Genomic DNA, 16,828 nt, shown 5'->3' with positions numbered 1-16,828 from the left:
GTCAGCCCCGGTGCCGCGCCAGCCAACCCTCAAGCCGCCCAACGATCTCCTCGGCCAGCTGCGGATTCTCGATCTCATCGACCGCCTCGGCCAAAAAGGCCAGCGTCAGAAGGTCGGTTGCATCGGCCACCGACACACCGCGCGACCGCAGATAGAACAAGGCTTCATCGTCGATCGCACCCGAGGTGCTGCCATGTGAACAAGCCACATCATCGGCATAGATCTCAAGCTCTGGCTTGGCCAGGAACTGGCTGTCCCCGTCCAGCATCAATGACTGCGACTTCTGATACCCGTCGGTTTTCTGCGCCCCGGCCTTGACCAGGATCTTGCCCTGAAACACGCCTGTTGCGCCGTTTCTGAGCACCTTCTTGAACACCTGTCGGCTTTCGCAATTCACCGCGTCATGGGTGATGAACACAGTGTCATCATGCACAAATGCACCGTCGCCCAGACAGGCGCCCGCAACATGCGCGACTGCGTCATCACCGCAGAGTTCGACCACGCATTCGTTGCGGGTCAGCGCGCCGTTAACCGTCAGCGTAAAGCTCTTGAACACTGATTCTTCGCCCAGACGCGCAAAGATATGCGTTGCTGCGCGGCGTTCATGGTCGCGCCCCTGTGCGCGCACGTGATGAAAACTGGCGCCATCGGCGACATCCACCTCCATCACCTTGTTAAGCCGCGCCGCCGCCGGTCCATTCTCCAAAAGGGTCAGATCCGCCCCCTTTTCCAACCGGATGACATTATGGACGATCGCATCAGAACTATCTGATTCATGTCGATAAACCAGACTCACAGGCCGCTCTGCACGACCTGTCACGCGGATCATCACGCCGTCTTTCGCCAGCGCCGTATTCAGCGCTGCCAAAGGCCGTTCCACCGGGTTCTGGCCGCGGGCCTCCAACACACCGTAAAGGTCTTTACCCCAATGGATGTCGGCCCCCGCCGCATCGGACAGCTGCTCAATCTCGACGCCACTCAACTCCAATGGATCAGAGGCATCGGCATCAAACACGCCATCGACAAAAACGATCCTGAGACGCTCGATCCCGTCAAACAAAGGTGTTTCATCATTGACGAACGCGGCGGCGTTGGGCGCTTCAATCTGGGTTAGCGTATCCGGTCGCGTGTATTTCCAGTATTCATCACGCCGACCGGGCAGACCCATTTCCCTCACCCGTGCCAACGCATCGTCACGCGTCGCAGCAATCCAGCCGGTGTCACCGGGCAAACTCATAGCATCAAGGCGCGTGCGCGCGGCCTCCTGCTTGGCCTCTCTCAGGGCCGTTCGTTTCAGAGCAGACATTACGCCACCTCGGCCAGAATATCGGCATAGCCGTTGTTTTCAACTTCCAGAGCCAGTTCAGGTCCGCCGGATTTCACGATCCGCCCATCGGCCAGAATATGCACAACATCGGGTTTGATATGGTCCAGAAGCCGTTGATAATGCGTAATAACGAGGAAACCACGCCCTTCGTTTCTCAGCGCGTTAACGCCTTCAGAAACCAGCTTCATCGCGTCCACATCAAGCCCTGAATCGGTCTCGTCAAGGATGCACATCTTGGGTTCCAGCATCGCCATTTGCAGGATCTCGTTGCGCTTCTTTTCGCCGCCCGAAAAGCCCACATTGACAGGCCGTTTGAGCATGTCAGCGTCGATTTTCAGCGTCTTGGCCTTGGCGCGGATCACCTTGAGAAATTCGGTCGCGCTCATCTCTTCTTCGCCGCGCGCCTTGCGTTGCGAGTTCACGGCAGTGCGCAGGAACGTCATATTGCCCACACCGGGAATTTCCACCGGGTATTGAAAGGCCAGGAACAGCCCAAGGGCCGCACGTTCCTCAGGGTCCAGCCCCAACAGATCATTTCCGTCCAGAGTGGCGCTGCCTTCCGTCACCTCATAACCTTCACGCCCTGACAGAACATAGCTGAGGGTCGATTTTCCCGACCCGTTGGGGCCCATGATCGCATGCACTGTGCCGGGCTCGACCGTCAGATCAATACCCTTCAGGATTTGCTTGTCTTCTTCTTGAAGTTTGACTTTCAAGCCTTTGATTTCCAGCATGAGATTTTCCTTTCCTATCCGTTACAGCGCGTTGCTGCGCCGGCGTTTTCAAGTGATGTTCGATGACCAGACGACGCAAATGCGCCCGCCGACCCCAGAGGATCGGCAAACGCGAAGGTCGTGATGGAATGTCGGGAGTCTGTCGTCAGGTCAGGCTGTACGAGGTCGCGATCTCGGGCAGCAGCAAACGCCCCGCCTGCAAGCTGCGTTCGACGAAATTCGGCGAATAGATCTGCGCCCAGATGTCGGGAAAGGCCCGCGCCAGCTCGATTTCGTTGGTGATGATCGCGGCAAAGCCCAGAACGGCCGTCAACACATAGGTCTTGCGGGCAAGCCCGCACAGCAACAGCACGATAAGTGATAGCACGCTGGCCAGCGCGATATCGGCGGCAACCAGGCTGGTAAGCCCAAGCGCATCGGCTGCATTCACGGCATGATCGAGAAAGCGATAGCTCGCCGCATGTCCGGCCACCATCGCGACGGCCCCAAGGGCAAAGGCAAAGGGATAGCCCAGCACCGCCTTGAGCGAGACGCGCGCGGCACGTTTGACCTGGTGCGCGACCTTTCGCTGTGTCGGAACGTCGCCAACGCCGGTCAGAAGGACGGGCGGAGCGCCGCAATTCTTGTTGATTCGTGCCAAACGGGCTGCGAATACGTCGTTGTGTGCTGTTGCAGCCATCTTTCGGCCTCTCGCAATCTTTGCTCAAGGTCAAATCTGTCTGAACAATCCGACAGCAATGAGGCAGGAACCGATCAAATTCACGGTCCGCGACACCCTGCCGCGCAGGGTCTGGGGGATATGGCACATGCAATTTCATGGATTCGTCATCGCCCGAATGACCCAAGAAAGCCGCTCGATCGGGAGCGGCGTAGGCGAAATTTCAAACCGCGCCATGCGTCCGATGATCTCTTTCGGCGCGCCGATCACCTCTTCGATGGCGTGATAATGGGTGCGCCTTATATAGTCGTCAAACAACAGCGGAAGAGGCTTTTGCGTGTGAAACGCCGCCGCCAGCACACAGCCCATGCGAAACCGTCCATCGACCAGCACAACATCGGGTTGCCCCATCCGGCCACTCTCCCAGATGCCCAGCGGATAGCGTGCAAACCGTTTCCAGGCGCTATCATCCGCCGGGTGGCCCCACTCTGTCGTCGCGCCGATATCCGCATGAATCACCCGCACCTGCGATTGTGGCGGGTTGGCCTTGAACCACGAACGCATCATTTCGGCCCAGCCCGCATCGCTCTCAACCGAAAACACCTGCTTGCCGGTCATCTCACCCGCCAAGACGGTCGAGCCCCCCGACCCATATTCCAGAATCGTTTCGGCCCCCGCATAGGCCGCGCGCACCGCTTCCGCCTCTGCCGGTGGCAGGGTCAATTCGGGGCGCGATATGGTGGACACGTCATTCATTTCAAACGCCTACGCCCGCGCTTGGCACCAGCACGTAATTGGTGTTGTTCTGATAGCGGCGAACCTTTTCCACCACGTCATAACCCAACGGCGCGAGCCATTCCTGAAACGCGGCATCGTTCTCGTCGTCAATTTCCAGCAAAAGGATCGGGCGCGCCCGCGCAATGGTTTGTTGCAACCCGCGCAACACCATCATCTCCATGCCCTCGACATCGACCTTGATCATGTCCGGGCTCTCGGATTTCAGCGCATCATCACCGACCACGACCTGCAAACCCCCGCCCTCGCCCTCCTGCGCGCCTTCGCGCATCCGCGAGCCGCCCAGATTGCGTGGCTGCTCGACCATGGCAAAGCCATCGGCCACACGATCGGCCAGCCCGACACCGAGATGGCTCAGATCGAACACATCGAGAAATCCGTTCATCGCGATATTGGCAATCAAAAGCTTGTAGGCCGCCGGATTCGGCTCAAACGGAATCACCTTGGCGGGTGCCATGAACCCGGCGACATAGAGCGAATGGTTGCCGACATTGGCACCGATATCGACAAAGGTACCGCCGTGCGGAAAATGCGCCTTGATCGCAGCCAGCTCCTTTGGCTCATAAAACACGCCCTTGCGCCATTTGCGCTGAATCGGGTCGCGCGCATGGGTCGTCACAAAGCGAAAATCGCGGCCATGAATGCGGGTGAACACCACATCCACATCCTCGACAATCACGGGATCACCGCTTGCCAGCCGACGCCGCGCACGGCCCAGCTTGAATCCACTCTGCGATGATTTCCGCTCGTCCATCTTACCCTCGCGTCCTCATCTGTATTCGATAAAGCGAAAGATCAGAGCCGAGATCGCCCAGCCCAGGAATATCCCGCCACCGACGGCAACCACCGGATTGATGAACGCCGTCGGATAGGAATTGACCAGAATCATGCCAAGCGTCCCGCCAATCGCGGGAAACGCAAAGGGCATCCAGCTCAGAAGCAATTCCTTGAACGACTTTGGACCACGATCAGCCAACAGACCCCTCCAGCGAAATCGCCACCAACTGTTGGGCTTCCATGGCGAACTCCATTGGCAGCGCCTGCAACACGTCCTTGGCAAAACCATTGACGATCAAGGCCACTGCCGATTCTTCGCTCATGCCGCGCTGACGGCAATAAAACAGCTGTTCGTCATCCACCTTGGATGTGGTCGCCTCATGCTCGACGCGCGATGAATTGTTCTTCACCTCGATGTAAGGCACCGTATGCGCGCCACAGGCGTCTCCGATCAACAGGCTGTCACATTGCGTATAGTTGCGCGAATTCGTCGCCTTGGGGTGCATCGACACAAGCCCGCGATAGGTGTTTTGTGCCACCCCCGCGCTGATCCCCTTGGACACGATACGACTTTTCGTGTTGCGCCCCAGATGTACCATCTTGGTGCCGGTATCGGCCTGCTGATGGTTGTTGGCGATGGCGATGGAATAGAACTCGCCCTGCGACTCTGCACCGCGCAGAATACAGCTCGGATACTTCCACGTCACGGCCGATCCGGTCTCAACCTGCGTCCACATCACCTTGGCCCGGTCGCCCCGGCAATCGGCACGCTTGGTCACAAAGTTATAGATCCCGCCAACGCCGTTCTCATCCCCGGGATACCAGTTCTGAACGGTCGAATACTTCACCTCGGCGTCTTCCTCGACGATGATTTCCACCACCGCGGCATGAAGCTGCGCCACATCGCGCTTCGGCGCCGTGCACCCTTCAAGATAGGACACGTGTGACCCCTTGTCGGCAATGATCAGCGTGCGCTCGAACTGGCCGGTATTCTCGGCGTTGATACGGAAATACGTGCTAAGCTCCATCGGGCAACGCACCCCCGGCGGCACATAAACAAACGAGCCATCCGAGAACACCGCACTGTTAAGCGTGGCATAATAATTGTCTGATACCGGCACGACCGACCCGAGGTATTTCTTCACCAACTCGGGATGTTCGCGAATCGCCTCCGAGATCGAGCAGAAGATGACCCCTGCTTCCATAAGATCCTTCTGGAATGTGGTGCCCAGAGAGACCGAATCAAACACCGCATCCACGGCCACGCGGCGCGCTTCAGCAGGCGTCGCATCGGCGCCCTCCACCCCGGCCAGAATCATCTGTTCCTGAAGCGGAATGCCGAGCTTTTTATAGGTGGCCAGCAGTTTCGGGTCGACCTCATCAAGCGATTTCGGCTTTTCCATCATGCTTTTCGGACGAGCATAGTAATACTGATCCTGAAAGTCGATTTCGGGATAGTTGACCATAGCCCAGGTCGGCTCTTCCATCTGTTCCCAGCGTTCAAAGGCCTGAAGACGCCATTCGGTCATCCATTCGGGCTCTTTGTTCTTTTCCGAGATCAGCCTGACGATATCGGGGTTCACGCCCTTGGGGGCGTATTCCATCTCGATATCGGTTTCCCAACCGTGTTCGTATTTATCACCCAGGGAACGAACAGCCTTGACTGTTTCTTCCTCAACGCCGTCCTTGACCTGCACGTTTTTTGCGTCCGCCATGGGTCTTCCTTTCCGTTTCAGTTCCGTCTCACGCCGCGCTGATTTTTGCGCGGTCGCGAAATCTCTCAAATGCTGCGCCCCATGCCTCAGCAAAGCGGGTCACATCGTCCATCGTTGTCTCAAGCCCCAACGACACGCGAATCGCGCACGCCGCTACGGCCTCGTCATATCCACAAGCCGTCAAAACCCGGCTTGCCCGCACCTTGCCCGAAGAACAGGCCGATCCGGCGGAAATTGCGAATCCTGCCAGATCCATCTGCATCACCTGCGTCTCGCCCTTCCATCCGGGGGTCGCAAAACAGCTGGTGTTCGGTAAGCGCTCAGCACCTTTCCCGACAAAAATAGTCTTATTTGCAACTTTCGCAATGGCACTTTCCAGGAAATCACGCATTTTCGAGGTATCTTTCCAGCGACCCATCGCCACATCCCCCGCCGCCGCCTCTGCCGCCGCGCCGAATCCGGCGATACCGATCACATTTTCCGTCCCCGCGCGCCGCCCCATCTCCTGGCCGCCCCCCTTGAGCAGCGCTGGAAGATCGATTCCGCGTCGCAAGATCAAAGCCCCCACGCCCTTGGGTCCGCCAAGCTTATGCGCCGAAACGATTCCCATCACCGCACCCGAACGCAGGAAATCCACCTCGATCTTGCCAAAGCCCTGCGTCATATCCGACAGCATCAAACCGTCCGGCAATTGCTGAATCACCCCGGTTTCCGAATTGGCCAATTGCAGCGTCGCCCGCCCCGGATTGGCCACCGTCACCCGCCCCTGCCTATCCACGGGCAGATCACCACTAACCCAGGCCCCCACCGCATCATGCTCAATTGGTGCGCCCTGCAACGTCATGCCACTCAACACCATCGCCGCCGCTTCGGTCGCACTGGCGGTAAAGACAACCTCGGCCCCCTCGGCGCCAATCGCACGCGCCACCTGCACGCGCGCCCGCTCGATCAACCCTTTTGCGGCGCGCCCCTCGCCGTGCACGCTCGACGGGTTGCCGACCACATCCATGGCCGCAATCATCGCCGCACGCGCCTCAACGCGTAGCGGCGTCGTCGCATTATGATCGAGATAAACGCGTTGCACCTCAGTCACCAACTTCCCGTTTCATCTTTCCCAAAATACTCACGCCCCGTCCTCGACATCATCGACAATGTTGAAGATTCCCGGCACCGCCGGACAGGGTGCAAGCGTGTTTTCGATCACATCCGACAACCGCGCCTGATGCAGCCAGACATAGACATGCGCACTCAGACTCTCCCAAAGCCGGTTGCTCAGCGATTGTGCCCGGCTGCCCGACGCACCACCGCTGGCGCCCGCCCCCTTGTGCATCGCATCCACCGTCTCATCGACAGCCGCCAGAATTTCGACAACCCGAATCTCGCTGGCCGGGCGCGCCAACCGATAGCCGCCTCCCGGACCGCGCACCGATGCCACCAATCCGGCCCGGCGCAGCTTGACGAAAAGCTGCTCCAGATACGGCAGCGAAACATCCTGCCGCTTTGAGACTTCGCCCAGCGTCACCAGCGCGCTATCAGCCTGCAGCGCAATATCGGTCAGCGCCACCATTGCGTAACGTCCCTTGGTACTCAGTTTCATCGCTTCTCTCTCCCCGCGGCCAAACCGCACTCTAATCCCAAATTTATTGGGAATTCATTGACCTTGCCCGGGCTACGCACTATCTCGTTGAAACCCGCCCGCACCGATCCGGTACCGGGCCAGTTTAGAAATGTTCTAAGGTGTCCGAGCGATTTCGTCAAGAATATCCCCGCACCTGACCCAGGAGACGATATCAACCCATGCCCGAGGTGATTTTTCCCGGACCAGAAGGCCGCCTCGAAGGCCGCTATCATCCGCAACCCGAAAAAGACGCACCCATTGCCATCGTTCTGCATCCGCATCCACAGTTTGGCGGAACGATGAACAACAAGGTCGTCTATAACCTGCATTACACGTTCTACAACATGGGGTTTACCGTGTTGCGCTTCAATTTCCGAGGTGTCGGGCGGTCGCAGGGTGAATATGACCAAGGTGTCGGTGAATTGTCCGATGCCGCCTCTGCGCTCGACTATCTTCAGTCGATGAACCAGAACTCGAAACATTGCTGGGTCGCGGGCTTTTCCTTTGGTGCCTGGATCGGCATGCAGCTCTTGATGCGCCGCCCCGAGATCACCGGCTTCATTTCGGTGTCGCCCCCCGCCAACATGTATGATTTCTCGTTCCTCGCGCCCTGCCCCAGCTCGGGCCTGATCATCAATGGTCTGGCCGATCGCGTCGCGCCGCCGCCCGATACCGTGGCGCTGGTCAACAAGCTGCACGAGCAAAAAGGCATCACCGTCACCCATACCGAAGTCGAAGGTGCCGGGCATTTCTTCGAGAACGAGCATATGGATACGCTGACCGGCAACGTGACCAGCTATGTCAAACGTCGCCTGACCGAGACCACACGCTAAGATGTCCACGCTTGAACAAATCGCTTCCGATCTGGCCGATACCACGATGAAAATCATGGAGAAAACCGGTGAAGACCGCCTGCATTACGAGGTCGCCGACGTGCTCGGCGCCTCGTCGCAGACCCTGGAGGAAGCCTACCTTACGGAAGTGCGCGTGCGCCTGGCAGGCAAGGCGGCCAAGGCGTTCCTCAAGGAAAAAGTGGGCGAGCTGACCAAGGCCGCAAAGGCTGCTCAACCGCCCAAATGATCCGGCTCTGCGCCGCGCTGGCCGTGTTGCTCCTACCGGGGTTCCTGCTCTCTTTTCTGCTGGCTCTGGGGGAACGTGACTGGTTTCATTGCTTTGCTTATGGCGATAGCGCGACACCCCCGCTCCCCTCTCTCTTTGCTTCAGGCGAGCTTACCCAGGTTCTGCTGGAAACCCTGACACCACCCTTCTCGCACCCGCTGATGACGTTGCTGCATTTCGGCCCAAGCCTGCTTTTCGCCCTGTTCTTCTTTTTTGCCAAAAGCCGCGCACAGCGCCGCACGCTTCTGATTACACTCGCCGTCTTTGTGCTTTTTTACCTCTGGACCCTTCTGCCGCCCTCGGGCCAACATGACTGTGACCGCAAGGGTGCCGATTCCTCACTCAGCCTGCCGCTCTTCGCCATACTCGGCACGCTCATGGCCCTTCTCGCCAACAAACTGACATGCCTTGCCGGAGCCTGCCGCCATGACGACCCAACAAACCCCCAATGACCGTCTCACCGCCCAGATGGCTTTCCTCAACGAGGCCGACAAGCTCAAATCCGTGATCCGCGGCACCACGCTTTGCGACGGGTCGCGTTTTGAAAACTCCGGTGAACATAGCTGGCACATCGCGCTCTATGCACTCACCCTTGCCGAACACGCGCCCGTAGAGGTCGACAAATCCCGCGTGATCGCCATGCTCCTGCTGCACGATCTGGTAGAAATCGACGCCGGCGATGCCCCGGTGTTCGGCACGCATGACGCGGGAGAAATGGCAAAAGCCGAAGACAGCGCGGCGCGCCGTATCTTCGGCCTGCTCCCCCCCGATCAGGCGGCCAGTTTTCGCGCCCTCTGGGATGAATTTGAAGCCAACGAAACCCCCGACGCGCGCTTCGCCAAATCGCTCGACCGCTTCCAGCCCCCCAATCAAAATCTGGCCTCGGGCGGCGGCTCATGGATCGCCTATAATATCGACTATGAAACCTTCCGCGCCCGCGTCGGCTCCAAGGTCAAATCCGGCGCTCCCGCACTCTGGTCCTGGCTCAAACCCCAGGTCACGGCTTGGTTCAAGTCCCGCCGCTAACTGCTTCATCTTGCTTTAAATATCCGCGCCGCAGGCTCCCCAGCCCAAAGTCCGCACGGTCAGCGGAAAATCGGAACATGCGGCGCGGCATCTTCCGCCAAAAGCCCGCTGAGACGCGGATCGCGCAGCACCTCGACCTGCTGATGCGTCGCCACGAACCCGGAGCGGCGATAAAAGTCCAGCGCGCGCGGCGAATCCATCGTGCAGGTGTGCAGATGAAACCGCGTCACCCCGGGGCGGAACGCCCGCTTGATCGCCCGGTTCATCAGCCAACGCCCGGCGCCCGCCCCGATCAACCCCTTCACCAGCCCGAAAAACGCCAACTCACAGGCGCCGCTCTGACGAAAATCCAGCTCCAGAAGCCCGGCCTCGGCACCCTCGAACTCCAGCACATAGACATGCACCTCCGGGTCTTCCAAGATCGCCGCCAGCTCCGATTCCTTCATCACCAGCCGCGAAAACCACAGCCAATCCTCGGCCCCGACGCGGCGAAACAGCTCTAGATACCAACCCACATCAGGCCGCTCGACCCGGCGCAGCGCGAAACCGTCCCGCTCGGGACGCAACTGCGGTGCGCGCATTTCCAGATGCGTCACCACCGTCGCCAGAAACCCTGGCGGCACGTCATGAAACCCCGGCGCCAACATCACCCCCCCTTGGCGGCTTTGGCCCGCTTTTTCTCGGCCACAACCTTCGCTGCCAGATCCCGCGCAATCGCGAACGCGCCCTTGATCTTGTCGCTGTCGTTCTTCCAGTCGCGCCGCACCACGATCTTGTTGTCACGCACCTTGGCCAGCCCGCGTTGATCCTCGATGAACTCCACCAACCCCTTGGGCGAGGCGAATTTGTCGTTGTGAAACTGGATCGTCGCGCCTTTCGGCCCACCATCGAGCTTGGCAATCCCGGCGCGTTTGCACATCTCCTTGATGCGCACGATCAACAAGAGCGTGTTCACCTCGCGCGGCAGCTTGCCAAACCGATCAATCAACTCGGCGGCAAAACCTTCCAGTTCAACTTTATCATGCAACCCACTGAGACGACGATACAATCCCAATCTCACATCAAGATCAGGCACATAATCCGACGGGATCAGAACCGGCACGCCAAGATTGATCTGCGGCGCCCATTGCTCATCCGGCTCGCTCAGCCCTTCCAGCTCACCGGCGCGGATCTTGGCAATCGCCTCCTCCAGCATCTGTTGGTAAAGTTCATAGCCCACATCGCGCATCTGCCCGGACTGTTCCTCGCCCAGCAAATTGCCCGCCCCGCGAATATCCAAATCCTGCGATGCCAGCGTAAAGCCCGCCCCCAACGTATCAAGCGAGCCTAGAACCCGAAGCCGCTTCTCCGCCGCCGGGGTCAGACGCGCACGCGGTTTCGTTGTCAAATACGCGTAAGCACGGGTTTTAGAGCGCCCGACACGCCCCCTGATCTGGTAAAGCTGGCTCAGCCCGAACATATCGGCGCGATGCACCACCATCGTGTTGGCGGTCGGAATATCCAGCCCCGATTCCACGATCGTCGTGGCCAGCAGAACATCGTATTTACCGTCGTAAAACGCGTTCATTCGGTCATCGAGTTCCCCCGCCGCCATCTGCCCATGCGCCACCACCACGCTCACCTCGGGCACCTGATCGCGCAAGAACGCCTCGATCTCGGGCAGATCGGTTATTCGCGGCACCACATAGAAGGACTGCCCACCGCGATAATGCTCGCGCAGCAACGCCTCGCGGATCGTCACCGCATCAAACTCGCTCACATAGGTGCGAATCGCCAACCGATCGACCGGCGGCGTGCCGATAATGCTAAGATCACGCACCCCGCTCAGGCTCAACTGCAAGGTGCGCGGTATAGGCGTCGCCGTAAGGGTTAATACATGCACATCCGATTTCAACGCCTTCAGCCGCTCTTTGTGCGCCACGCCAAAATGCTGTTCTTCGTCAACAATCAACAAGCCAAGGTCTTTGAACCGAATATTCTTGGCCAAAAGCGCATGCGTGCCGACCACAATATCAACCAATCCTTTGGCCATCCCCTCGCGCGTTCGTGTCGCATCCGATGCTTTAACAAACCTAGACAATCCACTGACATTAATAGGGAAGCCACGAAACCTGTCCGCAAAACTTTTCAAATGTTGACGCGCCAACAGGGTCGTTGGGGCAACCACTGCCACCTGTTGCCCGGCCATGGCCGTCACAAAGGCCGCACGCATCGCCACCTCGGTTTTGCCAAAGCCGACATCGCCACAGATCAGCCGGTCCATCGGCCGCCCTGACGCCAGATCGCCCAGCACATCGCCAATCGCGCTCAATTGGTCGTCGGTTTCTTCATAAGGGAAACGCGCCGCGAATTCTTCCCAGGCGTGATGCTGCGCCTCCAGCACCGGCGCGCGGCGCAATTCGCGCTCTGCCGCAACCCGGATCAGACGCTCGGCCATCTCACGAATGCGCTCTTTCAGCTTGGCCTTCTTGGCCTGCCAGGCACCCCCGCCCAACCGGTCGAGCAAGCCCTCATCATGACCATATTTGCTCAGCAGTTCGATGTTCACCACGGGCAGGTAAAGCTTTGCATCATCGGCATATTCCAGCGTCAAACACTCATGCGCTGCGCCCAGTGCGGTAATCACTTCAAGCCCAAGATAGCGCCCGACCCCATGATCCACATGCACCACCAGATCACGCGGGCTGAGGCTTTGTGTCTCGGTCAGGAAATTCTCCGCCCGCCGCTTCTTGCGCGTCGTTCGGATCAGACGATCGCCCAGCACATCCTGCTCGGAAATCACTGTCAGCCCGGGGGCATGAAACCCCGCCTCAAGCGGCCAAACCGCCAGATGCAGCCCGCGTTTGCCAAGCCCGGACGCATCGCGCAGCGACACCGCACCAAGCAACCCCTCATCCTCCAACAGGCCTTCGATACGCTCGCGCGCGCCCGTGGAATATGAGGCAACAATCACCGGCCCCTCAACCAGTCGCGCTTCAATATGGTCTTTCAGAACACTGAAAAGGCTAACATTTTCCAACTTTCGTTCGGGTGCAAAACTGCGCCCAATCCGCCCGCCTGCGTCCACAACCCCCGGCCCACTGGCCTGGGGCAGCGCGTTGAATTGCAGCACCCGCTTGCCGCCCACGGCCTTTTCCCAGGCCGCATCGGTCAGGTAAAGCTGCTCTGCCGGCACGGGCTTATAGACCGTGTCGATCCGGCTGCGGTCTCCCATGGCAAGACGGCGCGTTTCATATTGGTCCGCAATGCTGTCCCACCGTGCCAGCCGCTGCCCTGTCAGCCCATCATCCAGCGTGACCGTCGCATCAGGCAGATAGTCAAAAAGCGTCTCAAGCCGCTCATGGAAAAATGGCAGCCAATGCTCGACGCCCGCATGTTTGCGCCCCGCGCTCACGGCCTCATACAGGGGGTCATCCGTGCCCGCCGCACCAAATTCGATGCGATAATTCTGGCGGAACCGCAAAATCGACGACTCGTCCAGTATCACTTCGGAAACCGGGGCCAGTTCAACAACATCAAGCTTTTGCGTGGTGCGTTGGGTCGCCGGATCGAACCGGCGCGCCCCGTCCAGCACATCGCCAAACAGATCAAGCCGCACCGGCCCGCCATCGCCCGGCGGATAGATGTCGATGATGCCGCCGCGCACCGCATAATCGCCCGGCTCCATTACTGTGGGGGCCTGCGAAAAGCCCATACGCACAAGAAAATCGCGCAAGGCTGCCTCGTCGATCCGTTGGCCGACCTCGGCCACGAATGCCGCCTTTTGCAACACTGCACGCGCCGGCAGATATTGCGTCGCCGCGTTGAGCGAGGTGAGCAGCACAAACCGCTCGGGCATCGCACCGGTCGCCAATCCCGCCAGGGTCGCCATGCGCGCCGCCGAAATATCGGCATGCGGCGAAACCCGGTCATATGGCAGACAATCCCAACCGGGAAAGCGCAGGATAGGCATGTCGGGCGCGAAGAACCGCAAGGCGGCCTCCATCGCCGCCATCCGTTTGTCGTCGCGCGCCACATGGATGACACCTGCCGCGCCGGGCGGCAATTTCGCCAGCTCGTCAAGCACGAGACGCGCATCAAACCCCTCCGGCGCCCCGCCTACCTTGATATGGCCGTGCGCGCTCATCGCTTAACCAAACGGGCCGAGCGTCAGGTTCTGAAACATGCCCCAGAGGGCGGTGACGAAAATCGAGATCATCCCGATCGTCTGGGTGAGGATACGATGCGTCATCAACCGCCGGTAAAGCTGTTCGCCACTGTCGTGATTATCCTGGATCAGCCGCGCGGTATTGAGGCTGAGCGCGCCGACAAGCGTCATCGGAAACAGCAGCAAAAACACCGCTTGGGCAAATTCATACCCATAGATAAAACCCAACAGCCCCAGCAGCGTGAGAAAGAAACAGGCAAACCCCAAAAGCCAGAGCCCGGAGATGCGCGCGATATAGAGCAACCGATTGGTATAGATTCGCACCAGATCCTCAAGATCTTCGGCGTATTGCCCGCCTTGGCGGCGCGCCCGGATCACCATGTCCCATGGCACCCCCAACACCCAATGCGATGCGGTTGACCAAAGCACCGCAAGCGCGATCCAGAACCACAGGTTCGAAAAGCTGCGCATGTCTATCAGTTCAAAGATGGATTGGTACCAGTCCAAATTGCGCGGCCCTTTATGATTTCGAAACAGCTTCTAACGCCGCTTTGCGGTATTTCCTACCCTTGAAGATATCTGCCCTGCATGCCATTGCGTTGAGGCCAGTTCAAGAAGGAGCGCACATCATGCGACCCGTCCAAGCCCCCTTCCCCATCACGCGCCTGCGGCGCACCCGCAAAAACGCCCGTTTGCGCGCCATGGTTCAGGAAAATACGCTCTCTGTCGGTGACCTGATCTGGCCGATTTTTGTCTGCGACGGTGACGGGGTTGAGCAAGATGTCGCCTCCATGCCCGGCGTCAAGCGCCGCTCGGTCGATCGTGTGGTCGAAGCCGCGGTGATGGCCGAAGCGCTTGGTATTCCTGCGATCTGCCTCTTTCCCTATACCGATCCGTCGCTCAAGACACCGGGTTGCGAAGAGGCATGGAACCCCGAAAACCTGTCCAACCGCGCGACCCGCGCCATCAAACAGGCCGCCCCGAACATTGCCATCATGTCCGATGTGGCGCTCGACCCTTACAATTCCCTCGGCCACGACGGAATTGTGCGCGACGGCGAGATTTTGAATGATGAATCTGTCGACGCGCTGGTCAAACAGGCGCTGGCCCAGGCCGAAGCCGGCATCGACATCATCGGCCCCTCCGACATGATGGATGGCCGTATTGGCGCGATTCGCGACGCTCTCGAAGACAAGGGCTACACCAACACCGCAATCCTCAGCTACGCCGCCAAGTTCGCCTCGGCCTTCTATGGCCCGTTTCGCGATGCCGTGGGGGCCTCCGGGGCGCTCAAGGGCGACAAATCGACCTATCAGATCAACCCGGCCAATTCAGACGAAGCCCTGCGCTGTGTCGAACGCGACCTGCGTGAAGGCGCCGACATGGTGATGGTCAAGCCGGGTATGCCCTATCTCGACATTGCGCGCCGGGTGAAGGATGCGTTTGGCGCGCCCACATTCGCCTATCAAGTGTCGGGCGAATACGCGATGATCATGGCCGCCGCGCAAAATGGCTGGATTGATGGCGAACGCGCGATGATGGAAAGCCTGATGTGCTTCAAGCGCGCGGGATGTGACGGGGTGTTGACCTATTTCGCCCCCGATGTCGCCCAGGCCCTGAGCTGAGGCGCGCCGAAAGCCCCCCGCATCGCGGGCCGACTGCGCCTTCTTGCGCACCTTCCCGCCGACGGTGCGCACCCTAGTGACACAAGGCGAAACTCTGCCTATACTGCACCCGAAGACCGGAAAACCGGCCACACGAGCAGTCAGGCAACATCTGAGACAGGCGGACCCATCATGAACAATTTCTCGCGGCGCGGATTCGCGCTCTCCCTTATGGCGGCTGGTACCACCACGCTTGCGGCTTGCGGCAACGGCGTCGGCTCCAACGGCAGCGCCAAGATCGACGCGCGCGTCAACAAGACGCTTGAGTATCTCTACAGCAAATACCCCGCCACTCAGGAACTGGCCGGCAATTCCCACGGTATGCTGGTGATGCCGCTGATTACCGAGGCAGGATTGGGCTTTGGCGGTGGCTATGGCCGTGGCGCCCTGCGCATCGATGGCACAACCGTCGATTACTATTCCGCCACCAAGGGCAGCTTCGGGCTTCAGATCGGCGCCCAGCAATATGCCCATGTGCTGTTTTTCATGACCAATGAGGCGCTGATGAAATTCCGCCGCTCACAAGGCTGGGCGGCTGGCGCCGACGTGGAATACGTGGCCGGTGATCAGGCCGGCAATATCCGCGCCGAAACCACCACCTCGACCGCGCCGGTCATTGCGGTGATCTTCGGTCAGGCCGGGTTGCATCTCGGGGCCACACTGGAAGGCGTGAAATACACGCGCATTATTCCCTGAACCGGGGTGGTTCCTGTCCAGTGAACCATCTTTCAGTTCACCAACGCGCGCCCTCTTTGCCCTTGTGCCCAAGCGCCCGGTTGCCGCACGGCGTGAGGCCTCTCTGCCGCCTCTTGTGTTTCAGCCTCGGCCCCTTGGCTGCGCACTCACCTCAATGAATGGTGAATTCACCCACCACGTTGCGCCATTCTCCCGGGCTGATCATCTTGCGGTGATTGAACCGCACTGAATGCAACGGCCCGTCGATCTCACGCTGCCAAAACTCAATGAATTCAAAGAGTTTAGGGTGATCCGGGGCCAGATCATAATGCTGCCAGACGAAGGAATTCAGCACATGGGTATAATCCGGCATGTGATAGTAAAGCTCCGCCGTCGTTAGCCCGTATCCCTTCAACATAAGCTCAGTTTCCGACATCGTCATTGCGTGTCCTTTCCTGCTCTGCTCTTGATGATGCCAGATTCGTTTTTAAAATCAAATAAAATCAACGCATTGCCCCACAGCATCGCAGAACCGAACGCCGGGGAAGACTCTGATTGCACCCCATTGGTGGG

19 protein-coding genes are annotated in these 16,828 nt (G+C 59.3%); 6 read left to right on the top strand and 13 right to left on the bottom strand.

Annotated features, from left to right (window positions below; translation table 11 throughout):
- Window position 1: 1 nt before the first annotated feature.
- The 9 genes from sufD to LZG00_09435 form a co-directional block, all read right to left on the bottom strand.
- On the bottom strand, window positions 2-1,306 hold the full coding sequence (gene sufD, locus LZG00_09475) for a Fe-S cluster assembly protein SufD (GenBank protein MCF3594229.1): 1,305 nt from the start codon (window positions 1,304-1,306) through the stop codon (window positions 2-4).
- The gene (sufC, locus tag LZG00_09470; GenBank protein ID MCF3594228.1) at window positions 1,306-2,061 is read right to left on the bottom strand and encodes a Fe-S cluster assembly ATPase SufC; all 756 of its coding nucleotides are present in this window, start codon (window positions 2,059-2,061) and stop codon (window positions 1,306-1,308) included. The genes sufD and sufC overlap by 1 nt, the downstream gene beginning before the upstream one ends.
- Before the next feature lie 145 nt (window positions 2,062-2,206).
- Complete coding sequence (locus LZG00_09465) at window positions 2,207-2,740, bottom strand: hypothetical protein (GenBank protein ID MCF3594227.1); 534 nt, start codon at window positions 2,738-2,740, stop codon at window positions 2,207-2,209.
- A 135-nt stretch (window positions 2,741-2,875) separates the two neighbouring features.
- The gene (locus LZG00_09460) at window positions 2,876-3,475 is read right to left on the bottom strand and encodes a hypothetical protein (GenBank protein MCF3594226.1); all 600 of its coding nucleotides are present in this window, start codon (window positions 3,473-3,475) and stop codon (window positions 2,876-2,878) included.
- Window position 3,476: 1 nt separating this feature from the next.
- Window positions 3,477-4,268, bottom strand: a complete 792-nt coding sequence (locus LZG00_09455) for an FkbM family methyltransferase (GenBank protein ID MCF3594225.1) — start codon at window positions 4,266-4,268, stop codon at window positions 3,477-3,479.
- Window positions 4,269-4,283: 15 nt separating this feature from the next.
- Entirely contained in the window at window positions 4,284-4,490 is a 207-nt protein-coding gene (locus LZG00_09450; protein MCF3594224.1) for a hypothetical protein, read from the bottom strand.
- Window positions 4,483-6,006, bottom strand: coding sequence for a Fe-S cluster assembly protein SufB (sufB, locus tag LZG00_09445; protein ID MCF3594223.1), 1,524 nt, complete (start codon window positions 6,004-6,006; stop codon window positions 4,483-4,485). Before sufB ends, LZG00_09450 begins: the two co-directional genes overlap by 8 nt.
- A gap of 28 nt (window positions 6,007-6,034) precedes the next feature.
- Complete coding sequence (locus tag LZG00_09440; GenBank protein ID MCF3594222.1) at window positions 6,035-7,090, bottom strand: cysteine desulfurase; 1,056 nt, start codon at window positions 7,088-7,090, stop codon at window positions 6,035-6,037.
- Window positions 7,091-7,129: 39 nt separating this feature from the next.
- Window positions 7,130-7,603 (bottom strand): Rrf2 family transcriptional regulator, encoded by a 474-nt coding sequence (locus LZG00_09435; protein ID MCF3594221.1) that lies wholly within the window; start codon window positions 7,601-7,603, stop codon window positions 7,130-7,132.
- A 200-nt stretch (window positions 7,604-7,803) separates the two neighbouring features.
- Between LZG00_09435 and LZG00_09430 the strand changes: the two genes are divergently transcribed.
- From LZG00_09430 to LZG00_09415, 4 genes are read left to right on the top strand one after another with little or no spacing between them, the layout of a single operon-like run.
- The gene (locus tag LZG00_09430; GenBank protein MCF3594220.1) at window positions 7,804-8,457 is read left to right on the top strand and encodes an alpha/beta hydrolase; all 654 of its coding nucleotides are present in this window, start codon (window positions 7,804-7,806) and stop codon (window positions 8,455-8,457) included.
- Between the two features lies 1 nt (window position 8,458).
- Window positions 8,459-8,704, top strand: coding sequence for a hypothetical protein (locus tag LZG00_09425; GenBank protein MCF3594219.1), 246 nt, complete (start codon window positions 8,459-8,461; stop codon window positions 8,702-8,704).
- Complete coding sequence (locus tag LZG00_09420) at window positions 8,701-9,195, top strand: hypothetical protein (protein MCF3594218.1); 495 nt, start codon at window positions 8,701-8,703, stop codon at window positions 9,193-9,195. Before LZG00_09425 ends, LZG00_09420 begins: the two co-directional genes overlap by 4 nt.
- Window positions 9,170-9,769: an HD domain-containing protein gene (locus LZG00_09415; GenBank protein MCF3594217.1), complete on the top strand. Its 600-nt coding sequence runs from the start codon at window positions 9,170-9,172 to the stop codon at window positions 9,767-9,769. The genes LZG00_09420 and LZG00_09415 overlap by 26 nt, the downstream gene beginning before the upstream one ends.
- A 59-nt stretch (window positions 9,770-9,828) precedes the next feature.
- Here the strand turns inward: LZG00_09415 and LZG00_09410 are convergent, their stop codons facing one another.
- The 3 genes from LZG00_09410 to LZG00_09400 are packed head-to-tail and all read right to left on the bottom strand — an operon-like array spanning window position 9,829 to window position 14,423.
- On the bottom strand, window positions 9,829-10,416 hold the full coding sequence (locus tag LZG00_09410; GenBank protein ID MCF3594216.1) for a GNAT family N-acetyltransferase: 588 nt from the start codon (window positions 10,414-10,416) through the stop codon (window positions 9,829-9,831).
- The gene (gene mfd, locus LZG00_09405; GenBank protein ID MCF3594215.1) at window positions 10,416-13,895 is read right to left on the bottom strand and encodes a transcription-repair coupling factor; all 3,480 of its coding nucleotides are present in this window, start codon (window positions 13,893-13,895) and stop codon (window positions 10,416-10,418) included. The genes LZG00_09410 and mfd overlap by 1 nt, the downstream gene beginning before the upstream one ends.
- A 3-nt stretch (window positions 13,896-13,898) precedes the next feature.
- Window positions 13,899-14,423, bottom strand: coding sequence for a component of SufBCD complex (locus LZG00_09400; GenBank protein ID MCF3594214.1), 525 nt, complete (start codon window positions 14,421-14,423; stop codon window positions 13,899-13,901).
- Window positions 14,424-14,545: 122 nt separating this feature from the next.
- Here LZG00_09400 and hemB point away from each other — a divergent pair, with 122 nt between their 5' ends.
- Together hemB and LZG00_09390 are read left to right on the top strand one after the other, a co-directional pair.
- The gene (gene hemB / locus LZG00_09395; GenBank protein MCF3594213.1) at window positions 14,546-15,541 is read left to right on the top strand and encodes a porphobilinogen synthase; all 996 of its coding nucleotides are present in this window, start codon (window positions 14,546-14,548) and stop codon (window positions 15,539-15,541) included.
- 171 nt (window positions 15,542-15,712) lie between these two features.
- Window positions 15,713-16,276, top strand: coding sequence for a twin-arginine translocation pathway signal (locus tag LZG00_09390; GenBank protein MCF3594212.1), 564 nt, complete (start codon window positions 15,713-15,715; stop codon window positions 16,274-16,276).
- 151 nt (window positions 16,277-16,427) lie between these two features.
- Here the strand turns inward: LZG00_09390 and LZG00_09385 are convergent, their stop codons facing one another.
- Window positions 16,428-16,697: an usg protein gene (locus LZG00_09385; GenBank protein ID MCF3594211.1), complete on the bottom strand. Its 270-nt coding sequence runs from the start codon at window positions 16,695-16,697 to the stop codon at window positions 16,428-16,430.
- Window positions 16,698-16,828 lie beyond the last annotated feature (131 nt).

The sequence above is a fragment of the Rhodobacteraceae bacterium LMO-JJ12 genome (assembly GCA_021555075.1).
Classification (GTDB): Bacteria; Pseudomonadota; Alphaproteobacteria; order Rhodobacterales; family Rhodobacteraceae; genus JAKGBX01.
Note: the sequence above shows the minus strand (reverse complement) of the source record. Positions and strands in the feature narration are given on the sequence as shown.

Bases quoted from the DNA above. Each gene is read 5' to 3' on its own strand.
- hemB (MCF3594213.1), top strand. From the start codon at position 14,546: ATGCGACCCGTCCAAGCCCCCTTCCCCATCACGCGCCTGCGGCGCACC.
- sufB (MCF3594223.1), bottom strand. From the start codon at position 6,006: ATGGCGGACGCAAAAAACGTGCAGGTCAAGGACGGCGTTGAGGAAGAA.
- LZG00_09430 (MCF3594220.1), top strand. From the start codon at position 7,804: ATGCCCGAGGTGATTTTTCCCGGACCAGAAGGCCGCCTCGAAGGCCGC.
- LZG00_09415 (MCF3594217.1), top strand. From the start codon at position 9,170: ATGACGACCCAACAAACCCCCAATGACCGTCTCACCGCCCAGATGGCT.
- LZG00_09435 (MCF3594221.1), bottom strand. From the start codon at position 7,603: ATGAAACTGAGTACCAAGGGACGTTACGCAATGGTGGCGCTGACCGAT.
- LZG00_09455 (MCF3594225.1), bottom strand. From the start codon at position 4,268: ATGGACGAGCGGAAATCATCGCAGAGTGGATTCAAGCTGGGCCGTGCG.
- sufC (MCF3594228.1), bottom strand. From the start codon at position 2,061: ATGCTGGAAATCAAAGGCTTGAAAGTCAAACTTCAAGAAGAAGACAAG.
- LZG00_09465 (MCF3594227.1), bottom strand. From the start codon at position 2,740: ATGGCTGCAACAGCACACAACGACGTATTCGCAGCCCGTTTGGCACGA.
- LZG00_09390 (MCF3594212.1), top strand. From the start codon at position 15,713: ATGAACAATTTCTCGCGGCGCGGATTCGCGCTCTCCCTTATGGCGGCT.
- sufD (MCF3594229.1), bottom strand. From the start codon at position 1,306: ATGTCTGCTCTGAAACGAACGGCCCTGAGAGAGGCCAAGCAGGAGGCC.
- LZG00_09410 (MCF3594216.1), bottom strand. From the start codon at position 10,416: ATGTTGGCGCCGGGGTTTCATGACGTGCCGCCAGGGTTTCTGGCGACG.
- LZG00_09425 (MCF3594219.1), top strand. From the start codon at position 8,459: ATGTCCACGCTTGAACAAATCGCTTCCGATCTGGCCGATACCACGATG.
- mfd (MCF3594215.1), bottom strand. From the start codon at position 13,895: ATGAGCGCGCACGGCCATATCAAGGTAGGCGGGGCGCCGGAGGGGTTT.
- LZG00_09420 (MCF3594218.1), top strand. From the start codon at position 8,701: ATGATCCGGCTCTGCGCCGCGCTGGCCGTGTTGCTCCTACCGGGGTTC.
- LZG00_09385 (MCF3594211.1), bottom strand. From the start codon at position 16,697: ATGACGATGTCGGAAACTGAGCTTATGTTGAAGGGATACGGGCTAACG.
- LZG00_09460 (MCF3594226.1), bottom strand. From the start codon at position 3,475: ATGAATGACGTGTCCACCATATCGCGCCCCGAATTGACCCTGCCACCG.